The organism is Marinobacter sp. F4218, assembly GCF_019443085.1.
GTDB lineage: Bacteria > Pseudomonadota > Gammaproteobacteria > Pseudomonadales > Oleiphilaceae > Marinobacter > Marinobacter albus.
On the sequence record NZ_JAHZIL010000004.1, the window covers coordinates 39,274 to 54,688 of the forward strand.

Genomic DNA, 15,415 nt, shown 5'->3' on the forward strand with positions numbered 1-15,415 from the left:
CTAGGCCTCAGGCAGGCGCTGAAAACGCGCCCAGTCTTCCGGCTCGTCCACGTCCCACCGGGGTTCCAGCAGACTGACGCGGAGCCCCGATTTCTCCATACGGGCCAGGGTCTGAATCAGGACGTTTTCGGTCCCCCACTCAATGTCATCCAGCATGCCGGGCACCACCCGGCTCGCCCCGATCAGGACATAGCCCCCGTCGTCAGAGGGCCCGAGAACCACGTCAAACTCGGAAAGCCGATCAATGGCATGGCGAACGTACTGGGGATCCACCGAGGGGCAGTCACTGCCGATCACCACGGCACGCGAATAGTGCTGCAGCGACTCGCGCAAGGCCGCCTGCATCCTGTCGCCAAGGGTTTCTCCCTGCTGAACCTTCTGCTCCAGGCCGGCGCATTCAAGATTCCGCACAATGATGTCCGCTTCGTCAGGCGCCCGCTCCAGCTCTCGATCCCACCAGAACTGCACCGGGTACCCGGTGGCACAGAGGTTATCGAGAACTGCCAACGTGAGAGTGACGTGGGCCCGGAGTGCTCCGGCCGCCCCAAGGGCCGGCATCAGTCGGGTCTTGACCCGACCTTGCTCAGGCCATTTGGCAAATTGCATCAGTACGGCGCTTGCCGGGGTACTGTCAGGCATTGCGAACATCCGAGCGGTAGGCCTGGGCCAGGGATTCCGGCGATTCACCGCGCCAATAGCGCCAGCGCAACCGCCACATGAGGAAAATCGTACGCCAGGGGCCAAGCTTTTCCCAGCGTCGGCTGTCGGTAATCACCGGTGAGTGAATGCAGTAAGGGCGGGAAACAAGACACAGACGCCTCGAGAACTCGACATCTTCCATCAGCGGCTGCGCCCGAAACCCTCCAAGCGCCTCAAACGCGTCCCTCCGCACAAACATGGCCTGATCCCCGGTACAAACGCCGGTAAGGCGCGACCGTTGGTTCATGAACCAGGCAATCACCCGGAACAGCGCTCGCCGCCCGCTCAGCCGCACATCAAAACGTCCCCAGGCAGAACGGCTCGTCATGAAGGTTTCCAATTGCGTGACGGCATCGGCAGGCAGGCGGGTGTCGGCGTGCAGGAACAGCAAGAGATTGCCCCCGGCAGCCGCTGCGCCCGCGTTCATCTGCGCGCCCCGCCCTCTCTCGGAGACCAGGACCCGATCACACAGGGGACCAGCCAGCACCGCCGTACCGTCCTCGCTACCCGCGTCCACAACAATGACTTGGTGACCGGCCTCGCGAATGGAGGCCAGGGCTTTCAGAGAACTCTCAATGCCGGGGGCTTCTCTCCACACCGGCACGATCACACTCAGGGAAAAGGGGTCGGGCAAAGCTCACTCCGGAAAAACCGTGGAAACGGGACAACACCTTGAGCCATCAGCTCCAGATCGCTATCATACCGCCCTTCCTGAGAAATTGCCCCCGTAGCTCATCTGGATAGAGCGTCCCCCTCCTAAGGGGAAGGTAGCAGGTTCGAGTCCTGCCGGGGGTACCAACTACCCTTCCGCATCGATCCCCAACCACCATTACCCGATTGATTTTAAAACCTTTTACCGGAAACCGGCGTAACAGCCTCAACAATTACAAGCGTCTCTGCTAGCTTATGGAGGCCCTCTTTAGATGCCACAGCCGACTGATGGTCGTTCGGGTAGACCTGGGTTATGGCGAGTTTGACAGCCCCTACGTTAACTATGAGACGGCCCGTTACCACAGGGAACAACTTTGCCTCGCCTCTAACACCGACTCCATGTTCAATCATCTGTTGGGCGACGCCTGGAAACTGGAATGGCAACCCAAGAAGGGCTTCCATTACCACTTCATCTTCTTCTTTGGCGGTCATCAGTGCCAGGAGGACATAACCCAAGCGCGGCGAAATTGACGGCAAATTCTTGTTCAAGATACTTTGCCGTTTGTGGCTGGCCTTCCAGCGGCAGCCTAAAACTAGCTGTGACATAAACAATCTTCGATCCGCGCTTGGGCCTACTTCCTTTGGAAGTTTCTCCTGTGAATAACATATTAAAGTTCATGTTTTTCGTTCACGCTTAGCGTATTGTAAAGTTAGGAATATTGCTTTAAAACTGACCGATAATATCAACAAGAAAATCATGACGTCTGATTTCCTGGATGGTCACAAGTTATAGCGTCCGGTATTTAATGCAGTCGCCAGACAGCTAGGGTTCTCGCTAACCATCGTGCTCTGGAAAGGATTCAAATGACTTACCCACCCGACCAACTGCAAAACAAGCTTCTTGCCGCGCTGTCTGATGATGCCCGCAAGCGTATTTTCCCGAAACTGAAACTGGCCGAACTGTCCCTCGGGGACGTGATTTACGAATCCGGCCAATCCATTGAATACGTCTATTTCCCCGTAGACTGCATTATTTCACTGCTCTACGTGATGGTGAACGGTTCTTCCGCCGAAATCTCGGTGGTCGGCAACGAAGGCATGGCCGGTGTCGCCGTTATCATGGGGGGGGAAAGCACGCCCAACCGGTTTATTGTGCAGAGCCACGGCCACGCCTACCGGTTGCCCGCCGCTGACCTGAAAAAAGAGTTCAACAACCACTCCGAGATCCGCATTATCACCCTGCGCTTTACACAGGCCTTGATCACCCAGATGTCGCAGACTGCAGTCTGCAACCGCCATCACTCCATCGACCAGCAGTTGTGTCGCTGGTTGTTGTTGTCACTGGACCGGCTCGGCAACAATCAACTCAATATGACCCAGGAGCTGATTGCCAATATGCTGGGTGTACGCCGTGAGGGCGTCACCGAAGCGGCAGGCAAGCTGCAGAAACTGGGGGTGATTGAATATCAGCGCGGCCGGATCACCGTGATCGACCGCCCGAAACTGGAATCCCTCAGTTGCGAATGCTACGCCGTTGTCAGACGGGAGAATGAACGCCTTGAATCCAGAGGTTTAGGGATTTAAGGCTTAAGATCCCGCAACCCTCGCTTTGCTTCCGTCTTGACCCGATACATGGCCGCATCCGCGTGGGGCAATAAAGCCTCCAGAGTTTCGCCGTCGTTTGGAAACAGGCTGATACCCACGCTAACCGTAAGCGTCGCCCAGTGACCTTGCTGTCGCAGTAGTTCAGCGGCGGTTTCCCGTACTTTATCGACCACCGCAAACGCCTGTTCATGTTCTGCAAGGTCGCTTAGTAGCACCACAAATTCGTCACCGCCGTGACGGCATACGTGATCCGTCGCGCGCACACAGCCCAACAGCCTCGGGCCCAGCGCCTGTAAAATTTCGTCGCCAACGGCATGGCCCAGTGTATCGTTCACTTCCTTGAAGTTATTGAGATCAATGAACAACATCACCATTTTCTTTTCATGTCGTTGGGCCAATGCAGCGGCCTGCTTGAAACGCTCTTCAAACGCATAACGGTTGAGCAGGCCGGTCAGTGAATCGTGCTGCGCCAAATAAGCCATTCTGGCGGTTGTTTCCGCCGAAAAGCGGGCATCGTGGAATTTGACCAGAGCGCCGGTGATTTCACCTTTTGCATTGCGCAATGGTGATGCGGCATCTTCAATGGCCAGCTCACGACCGTCCCTCGCTTTCAAAAGGGCACTGTTATGTAGCTCAACGGGTGTGCCGATTTCCAGGACATGTTGCGCCAGGTTGGCCCTCGTCACGCGAGTGGTTACGTCAATCACCCGGAAGACCTCTTCCAGTGGTCGGCCCAGCGCTTCCTGTCGGCTGAAGCCAGTCAGAGTCTCCGCCGCCGTGTTCATGTAGGTAATATTCGCGCAGGTATCCGTTGCCATCACCCCATCGCCAACAAAGTCCAGCATGGCGTAAGCCAGCGCAGTCTCATCCCTGACATCCGTCTTATTCCTTGTGGATTTAGGCTTCAAGCGCTTCCGTTGGCCATTCCTCGTCGGCTTGGGTGAGAGATGAACAGGTCTGAAGGAGTTCAACATAATCAAGACCCCCTAGTTTTCAAAAGTAACTTTTCGCTTCAATGGATGCTTGCGAGAGCAGATCAGACCTGACAATCCAAGCCCAAAGAGCGCCAGTGTGCCTGGTTCAGGAACCGGGATACTGAAGGCTCTCATCATAACGAGCATGTCGTCATGGTCATCATCGACTCGATTATTGTCGTCCAGGCCCAGAATCATATGGTCGAGTCGGCCTTGGAAAATGGTGTAGTTATAAAACGGAGCCTGGTTGGCTTCGCTAAGGTTCGACACCGAACCGGCAGGGGCTCCAACGGGTTTCACAGACGAAAAGCCAAAGTCGAGTTTGCCAAGGCCCGCCGAATAAAAAGCTCTAAACGCCTCACCAGGTGCGGAAGAGGCGGTGTTGTATGCCTCTGAATGGTTTGATGAAAACGCGCCTCTGTCGCGAACAGCGTACCTATTGTCGCCAGAAACGGGCACTAACGCTCCACCCGGGTTGGCTACAATGTCGATAAAGGTCGCGTGGGCAAGGCCAGAGGCACCAACTGCCGCCGCGATGATTACGATTCGGCTCAGTGTGTTCATAAAAAATCCTTCCCGTGGATTGCCGAAGCCAACAAAACAGCTTTTAAAGAATTCAACCAAATCCGGTTTCCTAGTTTTCAATAATCACCTCAACGCGCCGGTTCTGCTGGCGACCCATGGCGGATTCGTTGCCAGCCACAGGCCGTTCAAGACCCAGACCGGACACCGAAAGCCTACGGCTCTGTACGCCATGATCCGTCAAGTAACGGCGGACCGAATCAGCTCTCTTCAGCGACAGGGTCTGGTTGAATTGTGCGCTGCCGACGTTGTCGGTGTGGCCTTCAATCAAAACGTCCCGGTCCGGATAGGTGTTGAGAAAGTCCACCAGCTTTTCCAGGTTGCGATTAGACCCGCCCTGCAGGTCTGCGCTGCCGGTGGCAAACAATACGTCGCCCAGCGTCAGCACCAGGCCACGTTCTGTTGCTTCTGCCTCAAGCTCGTCGATCTGCCTTTGCATCTCTTCGGCGGCTTTTGCGGACACGGCTGCAGCTGCCATCTCAGAGCTGCGGGCAGTATCTGCGTCAGCACGCGCTGTATCTGCCTCGAGGGTGCGGGCTGCCAGCCTGGCGGCAGCACGTTCTTCACCCATGCGTTTCCGATCGGCTTCCATTTGGCGGGCAGTACCCGTGGCTCTGGCGATTTCCACCATACGGTCGGCCATATAGACCCGGTGGTCGACCAACGTGGCTTCATCGCTGTCGAGAGGCTGTTCGGCAAGCTCGACGGCAGCTTCCGCATCACGCAATTCAATGCGGGCGTTACTGGCCATCGCCGGGTTGCGCTGCAGCTCTGTCAGCTTCTGTCGCACATCCAGCGCCGCAGGGGCGGTTTCAGGCGCCATGGCGCAGGCGTTCAGCAACAGCGAGGAAAGCACAACAATGGCACCGGTTTTGCGGACAAACGGTTTTTTCAACAGCGATACAGTCTTCATTTTTGCTCTCCCTGACGACCCATTTCCACATCCAGAGCATCGGCGCCGCGCCCCATTTCACGATTGATTTCCGCCGCTTTGGCGGCCTCTGTTCTTGCCATCGCCAGCCTGGCAGCCACACTGGCCTGTTTGGCCAACTGGTCCGCCTCAGTCATGGACTCCTCAGTCACGGCCTTCTCTGCCATAACCAACTGTGCACGGGCTTCTTCCAGCTCGGCACCAGCGTATTGCCGGGCGTCGGTCTGTTCCGCTTTGGCAATGGTATCCCTGGCCACGTTCATCGACTCAGTCGGGGGTATGGGTGCCGAAGCGCACGCAGTCAGTAATGCCGTCAGAGCAAGAGTGAAAAACAGAGGAATTCGGTGGTTTACAACGCCCGCGATAAAAAACTTCATAACCTGACTCCCTTCTAATCCGGAGCTGCCAGAACCCATCAAGATTCAGGCACTCACAAACCAAACCGGTTCGCGGACTCTCCTTATTTGATCCAATTTAACAATTGCCGGTCCGGGGGGTCGGTTCGCTAACACACACAGGTCAACATATTGAACACACGTGATATGGCGGCTGTTGAAGGCGGGCTCCCCGGAGTAGTATGGGAGTGGCAACAGCAGATATCTGCGACAGAAGGAAGCGATAATGACAAACAATGAAGGACGTTCATGGGCGGAAAACCGAGCCCAACTCCGCCTACACGCTGAAGATCTGATTCGTGGCGGCACCGACAAGGTGACTAAAATCGGAGGTGGCGCCCTGGGGGTTGAAGCACTGGCGCTTTTATACCGCCGGGCCAGTGACCCCGACTTTGCTGCCGATGCACTAAAGCTGCTGCATGAGCTGCAAACCCACCAGGTGGAACTTGATCTGCTGCTTGAACAACTTCAGACCAGTGAAATCGAGCTTGCTGAGGAGCTGGCCCATTATCAGGCGCTGTATAGATTCGCGCCAGCGGCGTGCCTGGTGGTATCCCGCGACGGGCGCGTGATTGAAAGCAACGCTGCCGCGGTCGCTCTGCTGGGGTGCACGCCAGAGCATTCGGAGGAACAGACGCTGACCCAATACCTGGCACCGCCGGGCCGCGGCGATGTGGCCGATCTGTTAGAGAGGCTTAAGACGCCCGGGGCCGTGGCAACTTGCAAGGCCTGGCTTGCCGGCAACGATAGCTTTGAGCTGTCGATCAACGCGAGCCTCATTTCGAGCGGAGACCTGATTATGATAGTGATGTCCCACTACCCGGCTCCTCACACTCCTCCCGCCCGTTCCTGATGCGCATTGTCGGAATCGGAGCCTCTGCTGGTGGTCTGGCGGCACTCGAAGAATTTCTGCGCCATACGCCAACCGATACCGGCCTGGCCTTTATCGTGGTCCAGCATCTGGACCCGACCCAGAAGGCCCTGCTGCCGGAGTTGTTGCAGCGGGTGACTGCCATGCCCGTGCAAGAAGCCCTGCAAGGCAGAGAAATTCTACCCAATTGTGTCTATGTCATCCCCTCCAACGCGGAACTGACCGTTGAGAATGATCGGCTGAAGCTTGATCAGCCCCGGGAACCCCGGGGCATGCGCCTGCCTATCAACGTGTTGTTTTCATCTCTGGCCAGCGCTCGCAATGAACGGGCAATTGCCGTGGTGCTTTCCGGCATGGGCTCGGATGGCACGCTGGGCCTGCAAGCCATTCGCGCCGTGGGCGGCCTGACGGTTGTGCAGGAGCCCAGCTCGGCCGAATTCGATGCCATGCCTCGAAACGCCATTGCCACCGGTTGTGCGGATATTATTGCCCCGGCCAGCGAGTTGCCCAGCCGCATACTGGCCTACAACACACGTGTCACCGAGCCTGACCAGGCTGGGCCACCGGCAAAATTGGTGGAGCCGATCAAAGCCATCATCGCCATATTGCAGCAACACACCAGGCACGACTTTTCCCTGTACAAACCCAGCACTGTCCTGCGCAGAATAGAGCGTCGTATGGCGATTCATGGCGTTGCCAATTTGCCAGACTATGCACGATACCTGGAGAACAACGATCAGGAAGTGCAATTGCTTTTCAGGGAAATGCTGATTGGTGTGACTTCTTTTTTCCGAGATGCCGATGCCTGGGATTACCTGTGCGATTACGCACTTGAACCACTGATCGGGCAACTTGAACCCGGCGAGAACCTGAGGGCGTGGGTGGTAGGCTGTTCAACCGGAGAGGAGGCCTATTCCTTAGCCATGACCTTCACCGAGACTCTGGAACGACTCCACCCTGGAAAGCAGGCCAACTTTCAGATTTTTGCCTCGGACCTGAGCCTGGAAGCCATCACCGTGGCCCGGGCGGGTCGGTATCCCTCGATGATTGACGGCCAGGTATCCGAGCAGCGTCTGGCCCGATTCTTCACAAAAGACAACCATCATTACCAGATAAACCAGACCATTCGCGACAAGATCTTGTTCGCCCAACACGATGTCATTCTGGACCCACCGTTCACGAAGCTCGACCTGCTGGCCTGCCGCAATCTGCTGATCTATTTTGACCCTATGCTGCAGCGTCGACTACTGCCCCTGTTCCATTACAGTCTGCGGAACAATGGCCTACTGGTGTTGGGCAGCTCAGAAACCGTCGGCAGGCTGAACCACCTGTTCAGGCCACTTGAGCGACAGCTAAGGCTCTATGAAAGACTGCCCCACAACTCCATCAACGGCTCCAGTTTTCTGCTGAAATCCTTCCCCCCCCTTTCCAATCTGTCCAAGGAGCAACCCGTGTCCGCGCCTATCTATCCCATCGGGGACAGCGACAATCTTCAGAATGCCGCAGATCACCTTCTTTTGCAGCGATATTCACCGGCGGCCGTAGTGCTTAACCAGAATGCGGATATCGTCTACATAAGCGGGCGCACGGGAAAATACCTGGAACCGGCCGCTGGCAAAACCAACTGGAATATCCATGCCATGGCCAGGGAAGGTTTGCGCACGCCGCTGTACACGGCATTGAAACAGGCCGCCACTCAGCGAGACCCGGTTGAGTTAAACAACCTGGCCGTGGAAACTGGCGCCGGTGTACAGCATGTGGACGTAACCGTGCAGTCACTCAATGAACCACTGGCTCTAAAGGGTATGACCATGGTGGTGTTCCGGAACCACTCTGTAACTACGCGGCGCAAACGCTCGAAGCGCGACGGCGCGAAAGCCACCGATCAGCCCGATGAAATCTTGCGTTATCAGCAGGCCATTGAACAGTTAAGCGAAGAGGCCCGGCTTTCCAGCGAAGAACTTCAGGCCTCGAATGAAGAGCTGCAATCCACCAACGAAGAACTTCAGTCTGCAAACGAGGAACTTACATCGTCCAAGGAAGAAATGCAGTCAATGAACGAAGAGCTGCAAACCATCAACACGGAATTGCAAACCAAACTGGACGATCTGGCACTGGCACAGAGCGACATGCAGAACGTGCTGAACAGTACCGAAATTGCCATCGTGTTTATGGACGAGAATCTTAATGTCCGCCGCTACACCGCCCGCGCAGCCAACATCATCAGCTTGAGAGAAAGCGATGTGGGGCGGCCGCTCAGCGAGCTGACCACAAAACTGGAATATCCCGGGCTGGCGGATGATGCTCAGCAAACTCTCGATACCCTGATGGTCAGTGAAAAACAGATAAAAACAAACGAAGACCGCTGGTTCTCCATCCGTATCATGCCCTATCAAAGGCTAGACAATGTGAACGACGGCCTGGTTATAACCATGGTCGATATAACAGAGGCGAAAGCACTGGAATCCAGCTTGCGAAGTTCTGCGCTGTCGCCTCAATCGAAGTAGGTTTCTCTGCCCCAATCTACCGCTTTGGTGGTCTAGCGAACAGACCGGGCGCCCTGCCCGATGTAGATTGGAACCTCATCCTGAATTCGATGTAAGGCAGTAATTCAGACCGCGCTCGGCAATGGCGCTGACGCGGACTATGCCCAGATGAGGAATACGGAGAAATCAATGAAAAATATGCGTTCATACGCGTTTTATGCACTGGTCACGCCAGCCATCGCCTTGGGATCCAGCGCAGTTCTCGCACAGGAGTCCACCAGCCAGCAGGTTGAGCAGTCACAGCCTGATGTGCAAAAAAGCCAGGGTGATATGAAATCCGCATCCAAGGCACCTCAAACAGATCCGTCCTACACAAAGAGCCGTGGCTACATGGCTAACGCCCCTGCCAACGGCCTACAGGCGAGTAATCTGATGGGTGTCACAGTGATTACCTCCGGCGACGAAGAAGTCGGCGAAGTGAAAGATCTCATCATTAACAAGGATGGACAGGTTGTCGGCGTCGTCATCGGCGTTGGCGGGTTCCTTGGAATGGGTGACAAGGATGTTGCGATCGGATGGGACGAAGTGCAGAAAGTCGGCAAGGCCACGGAGCTGGAGCTGAAGATTGACCAGTCCCGTGAAACCCTGATGTCGGCTCCGGAATTTGAAACTCAAAAGTAAACCCGACCAGGTCGACATTAATGCAATCTGATTAATGCTCACAATCTGAGAGCGTACTTTGGCAAGGCTGAATAGGCCTTGCCCTTTTTTATGGGTGCCCTACAAGTCAACAAGCCGATTCTTTTTTTGATAACGGTTAGCCGCATCCGCTACAGCTTGGATCCTCCGGGATGACTTTGCAGGCATTCACCCGACTACCCGCCAGCACCTCAACCACCGCATGAGCACTATCAGCCAGGGCCTGGGCGTTGTAGCCACCCTCAAGCAAAAGCACCAGACGGCCGTCGCATAGCTCATCTGCCAGGTCGCTCATGCGCTGGGTAAGCATCGCAAAGCCCGTTTCATCCATGGTGCAGGTCATGTCGAGGTAATGGCAATCAAAGCCTGAAGACACCAGCAGAAGATCAGGCTGAAATTCCCTCGCCGCAGGCTCTACCACCTCATCGAACACTTTTAGCAGTGCCGCATTGCCGATACCCAGCGGCAGCGGAACGTTGAGTTGATAGCCGATGCCGGCCCCGGCCCCTTTCTCACTCTGCAAACCGCTGCCCGGATAGAAGGGCGCCGCACAGTGGCTATCAATCACCAGCACGGAAGGATCGGAATAGAAGATTTCCTGTGTACCGTTACCGTGGTGCATATCCCAGTCCCAGATCATCACTCGCTGATAGCCAAGGCTTTCACGCGCATGGGCAGCGGTAACGGCGAGGTTGTTATATAGACAAAAGCCCGAGGCATGGTCGGAATGGGCATGATGGCCTGGCGGCCGCAGCACACAAAACGCCCGGCGGGCCTCACCCGTCGAGATGGCCTCGACTGCGCTGATTCCCGCACCAGCGGCGAGACAAGCCGCCTCCACGCTTCCTGGCGACACTGCCGTGGTGTCTTTGGACAGCCAGCAGGAGTCCCCTTTCAATGACTCAATATGAGCGACATAGGTCTTGTCATGAACGCGCTCCAGTTGAGCCATGGTCGCCGCCGTCGGCAGCATCCAGCGCACCCCTTCAATTGGTTCCAGCATCAGCCGGTCAACGATCGCTGTCAGTCGTTCCGCGCGCTCCGGGTGAGTGTAGGTTTCCAGGTTGCTGCCGGGATATTGCAGGTTAATCATTGCCTTGACCGCCTCTGTCCAGGCGGGATGGCTGGGGTCCCAACCATGTGGATTGTGACCGAGCATCCGCATGTCATAGTAGACCAATACTGTTGCTGTCATAGCTTTCATTTCTCTGGAGCCGCCCATATAGGCGCTTTCCTTTACAAACCGGAATGTTCGCAAACGCTTTGTCTGATCGAGCTTATTAAACAAGAGCCAGGTCTTCGGTACGTCAACGCACATAGCAATTGAATCATTCCAACCTTCCGATGCAGGAATTCTCACGCTGAACAATCAGCCCTCATCAACATCCGCCTACCAAATTACCATCGACATCTTCCGCCGTTACCCTTAATCTTTTCCCATGAACCGTCCTTCGATACCGAGCGACCGCTTCTTACGGCTCAGTCATATCCTGACAGTCTCCGCCTGTGTGCTCCTGTCATTGCCCTTGTTTGCCTCAGAACAACAGGATGGCTACCGGCTGCTTAAGCTTGAAGGCTATCTGGTGAAATGGGGCGAGCAGCAATTGGGCACGGGTGCAAAGATCAGCTACGCCTTCGCGGATGAAACGCTGGACTTTGAAAACGCCCGCAATTGTGGCGTTCTGGCGCCGATGAGAGCACTGTCCAGCCGGGATCTGAGCTTTGAGATGCTAGTAAAGGAAACCGCCGCCGCGTTCCGGGTCTGGGAGCGTGCAGCTGACCTTTCGTTCTACCGGATTGCCAATGTCCGAGAGGCAGACATAATCCTTGGCACCCAGGGCCAGCCGCGTCGGCGAGCATTCGCCAACGTCACCTTCGCACCCAGGGAGAAAGACGGTGTGCGCGCCATTAACCAGTCGTTGGTCTGCCTGAACCCAGAACAGAAATGGAAAGTCGGCTTTGATGGCGACACGGAGACCTACGATATTCGCTATACGCTGATTCATGAAATCGGCCACGCCATCGGGCTGGACCACCCCGGCCCATCCGGGCAGGTGATGGGTTTTCGCTACACCGAGAATTTCCCCGAGCTGCAGCCAGGTGATCTGCGCGGTGTACAGCGCCTGTACGGACATCGGGCCAGCGACCGTCAACTGGTCACCGGCACCGACCCGGGTCTTACCGAATCAGCACTGTAACCGTGTTCAGAAGTTATAACCCAGACCCACGGTATAGGCCCAGATGCCGTCATCCTGAAAAGCATCACTGGCATCACTGGAGTCGCTGAACAGAAACTGGTACTCGGCGCGGGCCAGGAAATAGGTCTTGGTCTGCACGTAATACTTTAATCCTCCCTCCAGGCCGGCAAAGGCACTGTCCTTGACACCATCCCCATAAAGGCCGCCCAGACTCGCACCAACAAAGGGTCGCGCACGATCGTCAAGGAATTGATAGTCGAGGTACCCCCGGGTTGAGCCGTTCCAGAAATCATCGGTGAGGGCCTCGCCTTCGATATCGGCATAATTAAGACTCTGGCGAATACCGGCTACTACGTTGTCCCGCAAATACCAACCCAGATCACCGGTCACGCCGAAGCTGCCGCTATTGAAATCCCGGTCGTTACTGCCGGTTCCGGAGAGGGAGAATTCACGGTCGCCCTCTCGCGGGCCAAACTCTGCGGATTGTGCGGACACAGCGAGAGGCAAGGCACCTAGAAGACATAAAGTGATCACAGCAGTCTTGATTCTGATCATGAGAAGCTCCTTGCTTACATTACTCAGATTGCATTTCCATAATGCGCCAATGAAGATCGGACGCGGGTCGGGGCGCAGCGAATGGTGTAGCGTCGATTCGGTGCAAGCCCACTTCTCCAGAATCAGGCTTAGACCACTGTGCCGTCTGTTCGTAAGCACACACAGGGAGACGAAAGAGTTTCAGGGGCCCCACCACCGCGTCATCATCGGTTTGACGGTCAGCCCGTGAATGATGATCGAAAGCACCACGACCACCAGCGTGAGATGGATCAGCTCCAGGGCCAATTCTTCCGGCAGGCCGAAGACAACGGCGAACATCAGGTAGTAGACAGAACCGATTCCCCGAACCCCGAACCAGCCCACCAGCATCTGCAGCCGCCAAGGTGCCCCGGAGCCGATTAAACCAAGAAATACACTGACCGGCCGAACAATCACAAACAGGAATAACCCGAGACCAACGGCCCGGAAACTCCAGGAGTCGTAGAACAACGTGCCACCCAGCAACACCACCAATACCAGTTCGGACAAGCGTTCAAGAGATTCCTTGAACATCAACGAGCCTTTCGATACCCCGGTAGGAAGATGTCGGATGGTTTCATGCGGCTGATCGAAAGAGTCCGCCGCTGTCTCCGTGTCTTGGCCAGGCTTTTCGGACTGGGCCAGCGTCATTTCGGATTGCCGCAGCGAAATGGCAGCGACAAACACGCCCAAAAACCCCCAGGCATCGATCAGCAGGCAGACCCCGTAGGTCAGGCCAATCAATCCAAGGCCAAGGAAGTCATCCAACAACGGGGCCTGTTTCTCGAGACATCGCTGCCCCCGCACACACTGAGCCAGCAGCCTTCCCGCCAAAAGCCCAACCACAATCGCCGAGGCCGTTGACCACAAAACCTCATTAAGCCCCCACGTTATAAGCAATTCGTTGCTGACCGGCGCACCGAGCAACAAAAGCCCTAATATGACGAACGGAAACGCGCTGCCATCGTTCATGCCAGCTTCACTCGTCAGAGTAAACCGAAGGGGGTCGGTATCGCCCATGTGCCGGACCTGAACTTCCGTTGCCAGTACCGGATCGGTGGGTGCCAGTATGCCGCCCAGCGCAATCGCCGCCCCCGCGGGAAGTCCTAGCACGTAGTAACCAAAGGCTGCCGTCAACGCGACACTGAGGGTCATGGAGATGAATGCCAGGCGCAAAGGTACGCGCCATGCGTTCCATATGAAGGGCACCGGCATCTTGGTGCCAGCAATAAACAACGATAACAACACCGCGAGCTCGGCAAACAGTTCCAGCAGATGTGCCTGTTTCAGCGGGTTAAAATGAAAGACACCAAAAATCAACGGGCCCAGAAGCACGCCCACACTCAAATAGACCATGGACGGTGTCAGATTCAGACGCTGAAGCACCGGCGGGCGCGTCCCCATAAGAATCAGCAGGGCTCCGATCGCGACAAACCAGACAGCGTTACTCAAAATGACTACCTCGGGCTCAGACAGGTTCCAAAAGCTTGTTCCTACGAACTAATTTGCCTGAAAAGCAGATCGGCCTCTGTACGCTATCCCACTTGAACACGTCTGTGTTTGCGAACGCACAGACCGTGACCCGGTTTCAACGCACGATGAAACGACGGTGGCACATGGTTCTGTCTGGAAATGGGCCGCCGTTCGATGAACCTATTATCTGGCCAGAGGGCCAAAGGAGCTGAAATGAACAAGGACACCATCGAAGGCAACTGGAAAGAACTGAAGGGCAAGGTGAAAGAGCAATGGGGTAAGCTAACGGATGAGCGCCTCGATGAGATTGCTGGCCGGCGTGAACAGCTGGCGGGCGAGATTCAGCAGGCTTATGGCGTCACCAGAGACGAAGCGGACAAGCAAATCAAGGACTTCGAACAAATCCGCAAGCATTGATATACCCCCCACCTAACTCTGATTTGGCTGCCTGCAGGCTTGTTTTGCAGGCGGCATTTCAACTACCAGACCAAACCCACCAGCATTTTTTCCTGCGCTATGTGGGCCAGCGTACAGACCCGGCAACGCTGATACCTCAATCTAAACCCCGATGTGGCGATGGATCTGCCTATACAAGGAGTTGCATCATCCGTCGCAGGGAACGCGGCGCAACCAAATTTACAGTTTCTAGGAAAGGTCATCACTTATGAACAATATCGTTTATATGGTTGGTGCAGTCGTAATCGTTCTAGCAATTCTCTCCTTCTTCGGTTTTCGCTAAGCCGAGGCGGATTCAGGGGGTCAGAAGTCACCAGTTACACCCAGGACTTGCTTGGCCCCTGATACCAGATCAGTACAGAGCATCTCGAAGGTACACTGTGCGCTATCAGGGAGAGGAATCTTGGTAACCGCGCTAATTGTTGGTTTTTTCTCTTTTAAGGCTGTTAATTCTAGAAAAACCCTGATCAAGGCGGCGCTGTATCATTATTTCCTGAATCACAGAGAGACCGAAAGCGAAACGCACCCAAAGAATGCTTCATTGCCTTCGACAGCATAGGGTATGGCAATCGGAAAATTTCAGAAGATGAACGACGGTCGAGACGATTACAACTTCTGCTTTGAAATTCTCAACCATCAAGTTGGGATTTTTCGTCATCATCATATTCGAATAGCGCATTGCCGAATCCCTTCGCTGCAGCCGCATCCAGCGCAGCCGGGTCAACGCCCTCTTCCTTAACCTACTGGGCCTTTTCCCTTGCTTCAGCCACTGCGTCCTGCCGGGCGGACCAATCGCGTCGCTCAGCGATCAGTGCGCTCACT

Annotated in this window: 16 protein-coding genes and 1 tRNA gene; 8 read left to right on the forward strand and 9 right to left on the reverse strand. The window is 55.6% G+C overall.

Annotated elements, in window-relative coordinates; translation table 11 throughout:
- Both K0B93_RS15490 and K0B93_RS15495 read right to left on the reverse strand, forming a co-directional pair.
- Positions 1–639, reverse strand: coding sequence for a TIGR04282 family arsenosugar biosynthesis glycosyltransferase (locus K0B93_RS15490; protein ID WP_219868181.1), 639 nt, complete (start codon positions 637–639; stop codon positions 1–3).
- Positions 632–1,333, reverse strand: a complete 702-nt coding sequence (locus tag K0B93_RS15495) for a TIGR04283 family arsenosugar biosynthesis glycosyltransferase (RefSeq protein WP_219868182.1) — start codon at positions 1,331–1,333, stop codon at positions 632–634. Before K0B93_RS15495 ends, K0B93_RS15490 begins: the two co-directional genes overlap by 8 nt.
- 87 nt (positions 1,334–1,420) lie before the next feature.
- Between K0B93_RS15495 and K0B93_RS15500 the strand changes: the two genes are divergently transcribed.
- The 3 genes from K0B93_RS15500 (at position 1,421) to K0B93_RS15510 (ending at position 2,934) form a co-directional block, all read left to right on the forward strand.
- A tRNA-Arg gene (locus tag K0B93_RS15500) sits at positions 1,421–1,497 on the forward strand.
- Positions 1,498–1,638: 141 nt separating this feature from the next.
- Positions 1,639–1,881: an inovirus-type Gp2 protein gene (locus K0B93_RS19480; protein ID WP_219868183.1), complete on the forward strand. Its 243-nt coding sequence runs from the start codon at positions 1,639–1,641 to the stop codon at positions 1,879–1,881.
- Between the two features lie 333 nt (positions 1,882–2,214).
- A complete protein-coding gene (locus K0B93_RS15510; RefSeq protein WP_219868184.1) occupies positions 2,215–2,934 on the forward strand; it encodes a Crp/Fnr family transcriptional regulator in 720 nt (239 codons plus the stop codon).
- Here K0B93_RS15510 and K0B93_RS15515 read toward each other — a convergent pair.
- From K0B93_RS15515 to K0B93_RS15530, 4 genes are all read right to left on the reverse strand, one after another.
- Positions 2,931–3,863: a diguanylate cyclase domain-containing protein gene (locus tag K0B93_RS15515; protein ID WP_219868185.1), complete on the reverse strand. Its 933-nt coding sequence runs from the start codon at positions 3,861–3,863 to the stop codon at positions 2,931–2,933. The two genes, K0B93_RS15510 and K0B93_RS15515, sit on opposite strands and share 4 nt — an antisense overlap.
- A 78-nt stretch (positions 3,864–3,941) precedes the next feature.
- Positions 3,942–4,553, reverse strand: coding sequence for a PEP-CTERM sorting domain-containing protein (locus K0B93_RS15520; RefSeq protein ID WP_228743559.1), 612 nt, complete (start codon positions 4,551–4,553; stop codon positions 3,942–3,944).
- A gap of 10 nt (positions 4,554–4,563) precedes the next feature.
- Complete coding sequence (locus tag K0B93_RS15525; protein ID WP_219868186.1) at positions 4,564–5,424, reverse strand: OmpA family protein; 861 nt, start codon at positions 5,422–5,424, stop codon at positions 4,564–4,566.
- A complete protein-coding gene (locus K0B93_RS15530; RefSeq protein ID WP_219868187.1) occupies positions 5,421–5,819 on the reverse strand; it encodes a DUF4398 domain-containing protein in 399 nt (132 codons plus the stop codon). Before K0B93_RS15530 ends, K0B93_RS15525 begins: the two co-directional genes overlap by 4 nt.
- A 244-nt stretch (positions 5,820–6,063) precedes the next feature.
- On the opposite strand from K0B93_RS15530, the gene K0B93_RS15535 reads away from it, so the two are divergent.
- The 3 genes from K0B93_RS15535 to K0B93_RS15545 all read left to right on the forward strand — a co-directional run bounded on the left by K0B93_RS15535 (position 6,064) and on the right by K0B93_RS15545 (position 9,875).
- Positions 6,064–6,690 carry a PAS domain-containing protein gene (locus K0B93_RS15535; RefSeq protein WP_219868188.1) on the forward strand — a complete coding sequence of 209 codons (627 nt, stop codon included), beginning with the start codon at positions 6,064–6,066 and terminating at the stop codon, positions 6,688–6,690.
- The gene (locus K0B93_RS15540; RefSeq protein WP_219868189.1) at positions 6,690–9,215 is read left to right on the forward strand and encodes a chemotaxis protein CheB; all 2,526 of its coding nucleotides are present in this window, start codon (positions 6,690–6,692) and stop codon (positions 9,213–9,215) included. Before K0B93_RS15535 ends, K0B93_RS15540 begins: the two co-directional genes overlap by 1 nt.
- Positions 9,216–9,383: 168 nt before the next feature.
- A complete protein-coding gene (locus K0B93_RS15545) occupies positions 9,384–9,875 on the forward strand; it encodes a PRC-barrel domain-containing protein (RefSeq protein ID WP_219868190.1) in 492 nt (163 codons plus the stop codon).
- 136 nt (positions 9,876–10,011) lie between these two features.
- Here the strand turns inward: K0B93_RS15545 and K0B93_RS15550 are convergent, their stop codons facing one another.
- A complete protein-coding gene (locus K0B93_RS15550; RefSeq protein ID WP_219868191.1) occupies positions 10,012–11,088 on the reverse strand; it encodes a histone deacetylase in 1,077 nt (358 codons plus the stop codon).
- 331 nt (positions 11,089–11,419) lie between these two features.
- Between K0B93_RS15550 and K0B93_RS15555 the strand changes: the two genes are divergently transcribed.
- A complete protein-coding gene (locus K0B93_RS15555; RefSeq protein WP_219868192.1) occupies positions 11,420–12,091 on the forward strand; it encodes a matrixin family metalloprotease in 672 nt (223 codons plus the stop codon).
- Between the two features lie 6 nt (positions 12,092–12,097).
- On the opposite strand, the gene K0B93_RS15560 is transcribed toward K0B93_RS15555, so the two are convergent.
- Both K0B93_RS15560 and K0B93_RS15565 read right to left on the reverse strand, forming a co-directional pair.
- Positions 12,098–12,586, reverse strand: a complete 489-nt coding sequence (locus K0B93_RS15560; RefSeq protein WP_219868193.1) for a hypothetical protein — start codon at positions 12,584–12,586, stop codon at positions 12,098–12,100.
- A gap of 240 nt (positions 12,587–12,826) precedes the next feature.
- A complete protein-coding gene (locus K0B93_RS15565; RefSeq protein WP_219868194.1) occupies positions 12,827–14,116 on the reverse strand; it encodes a cation:proton antiporter in 1,290 nt (429 codons plus the stop codon).
- 234 nt (positions 14,117–14,350) lie between these two features.
- On the opposite strand from K0B93_RS15565, the gene K0B93_RS15570 reads away from it, so the two are divergent.
- On the forward strand, positions 14,351–14,554 hold the full coding sequence (locus tag K0B93_RS15570; protein ID WP_219868195.1) for a CsbD family protein: 204 nt from the start codon (positions 14,351–14,353) through the stop codon (positions 14,552–14,554).
- Positions 14,555–15,415 lie beyond the last annotated feature (861 nt).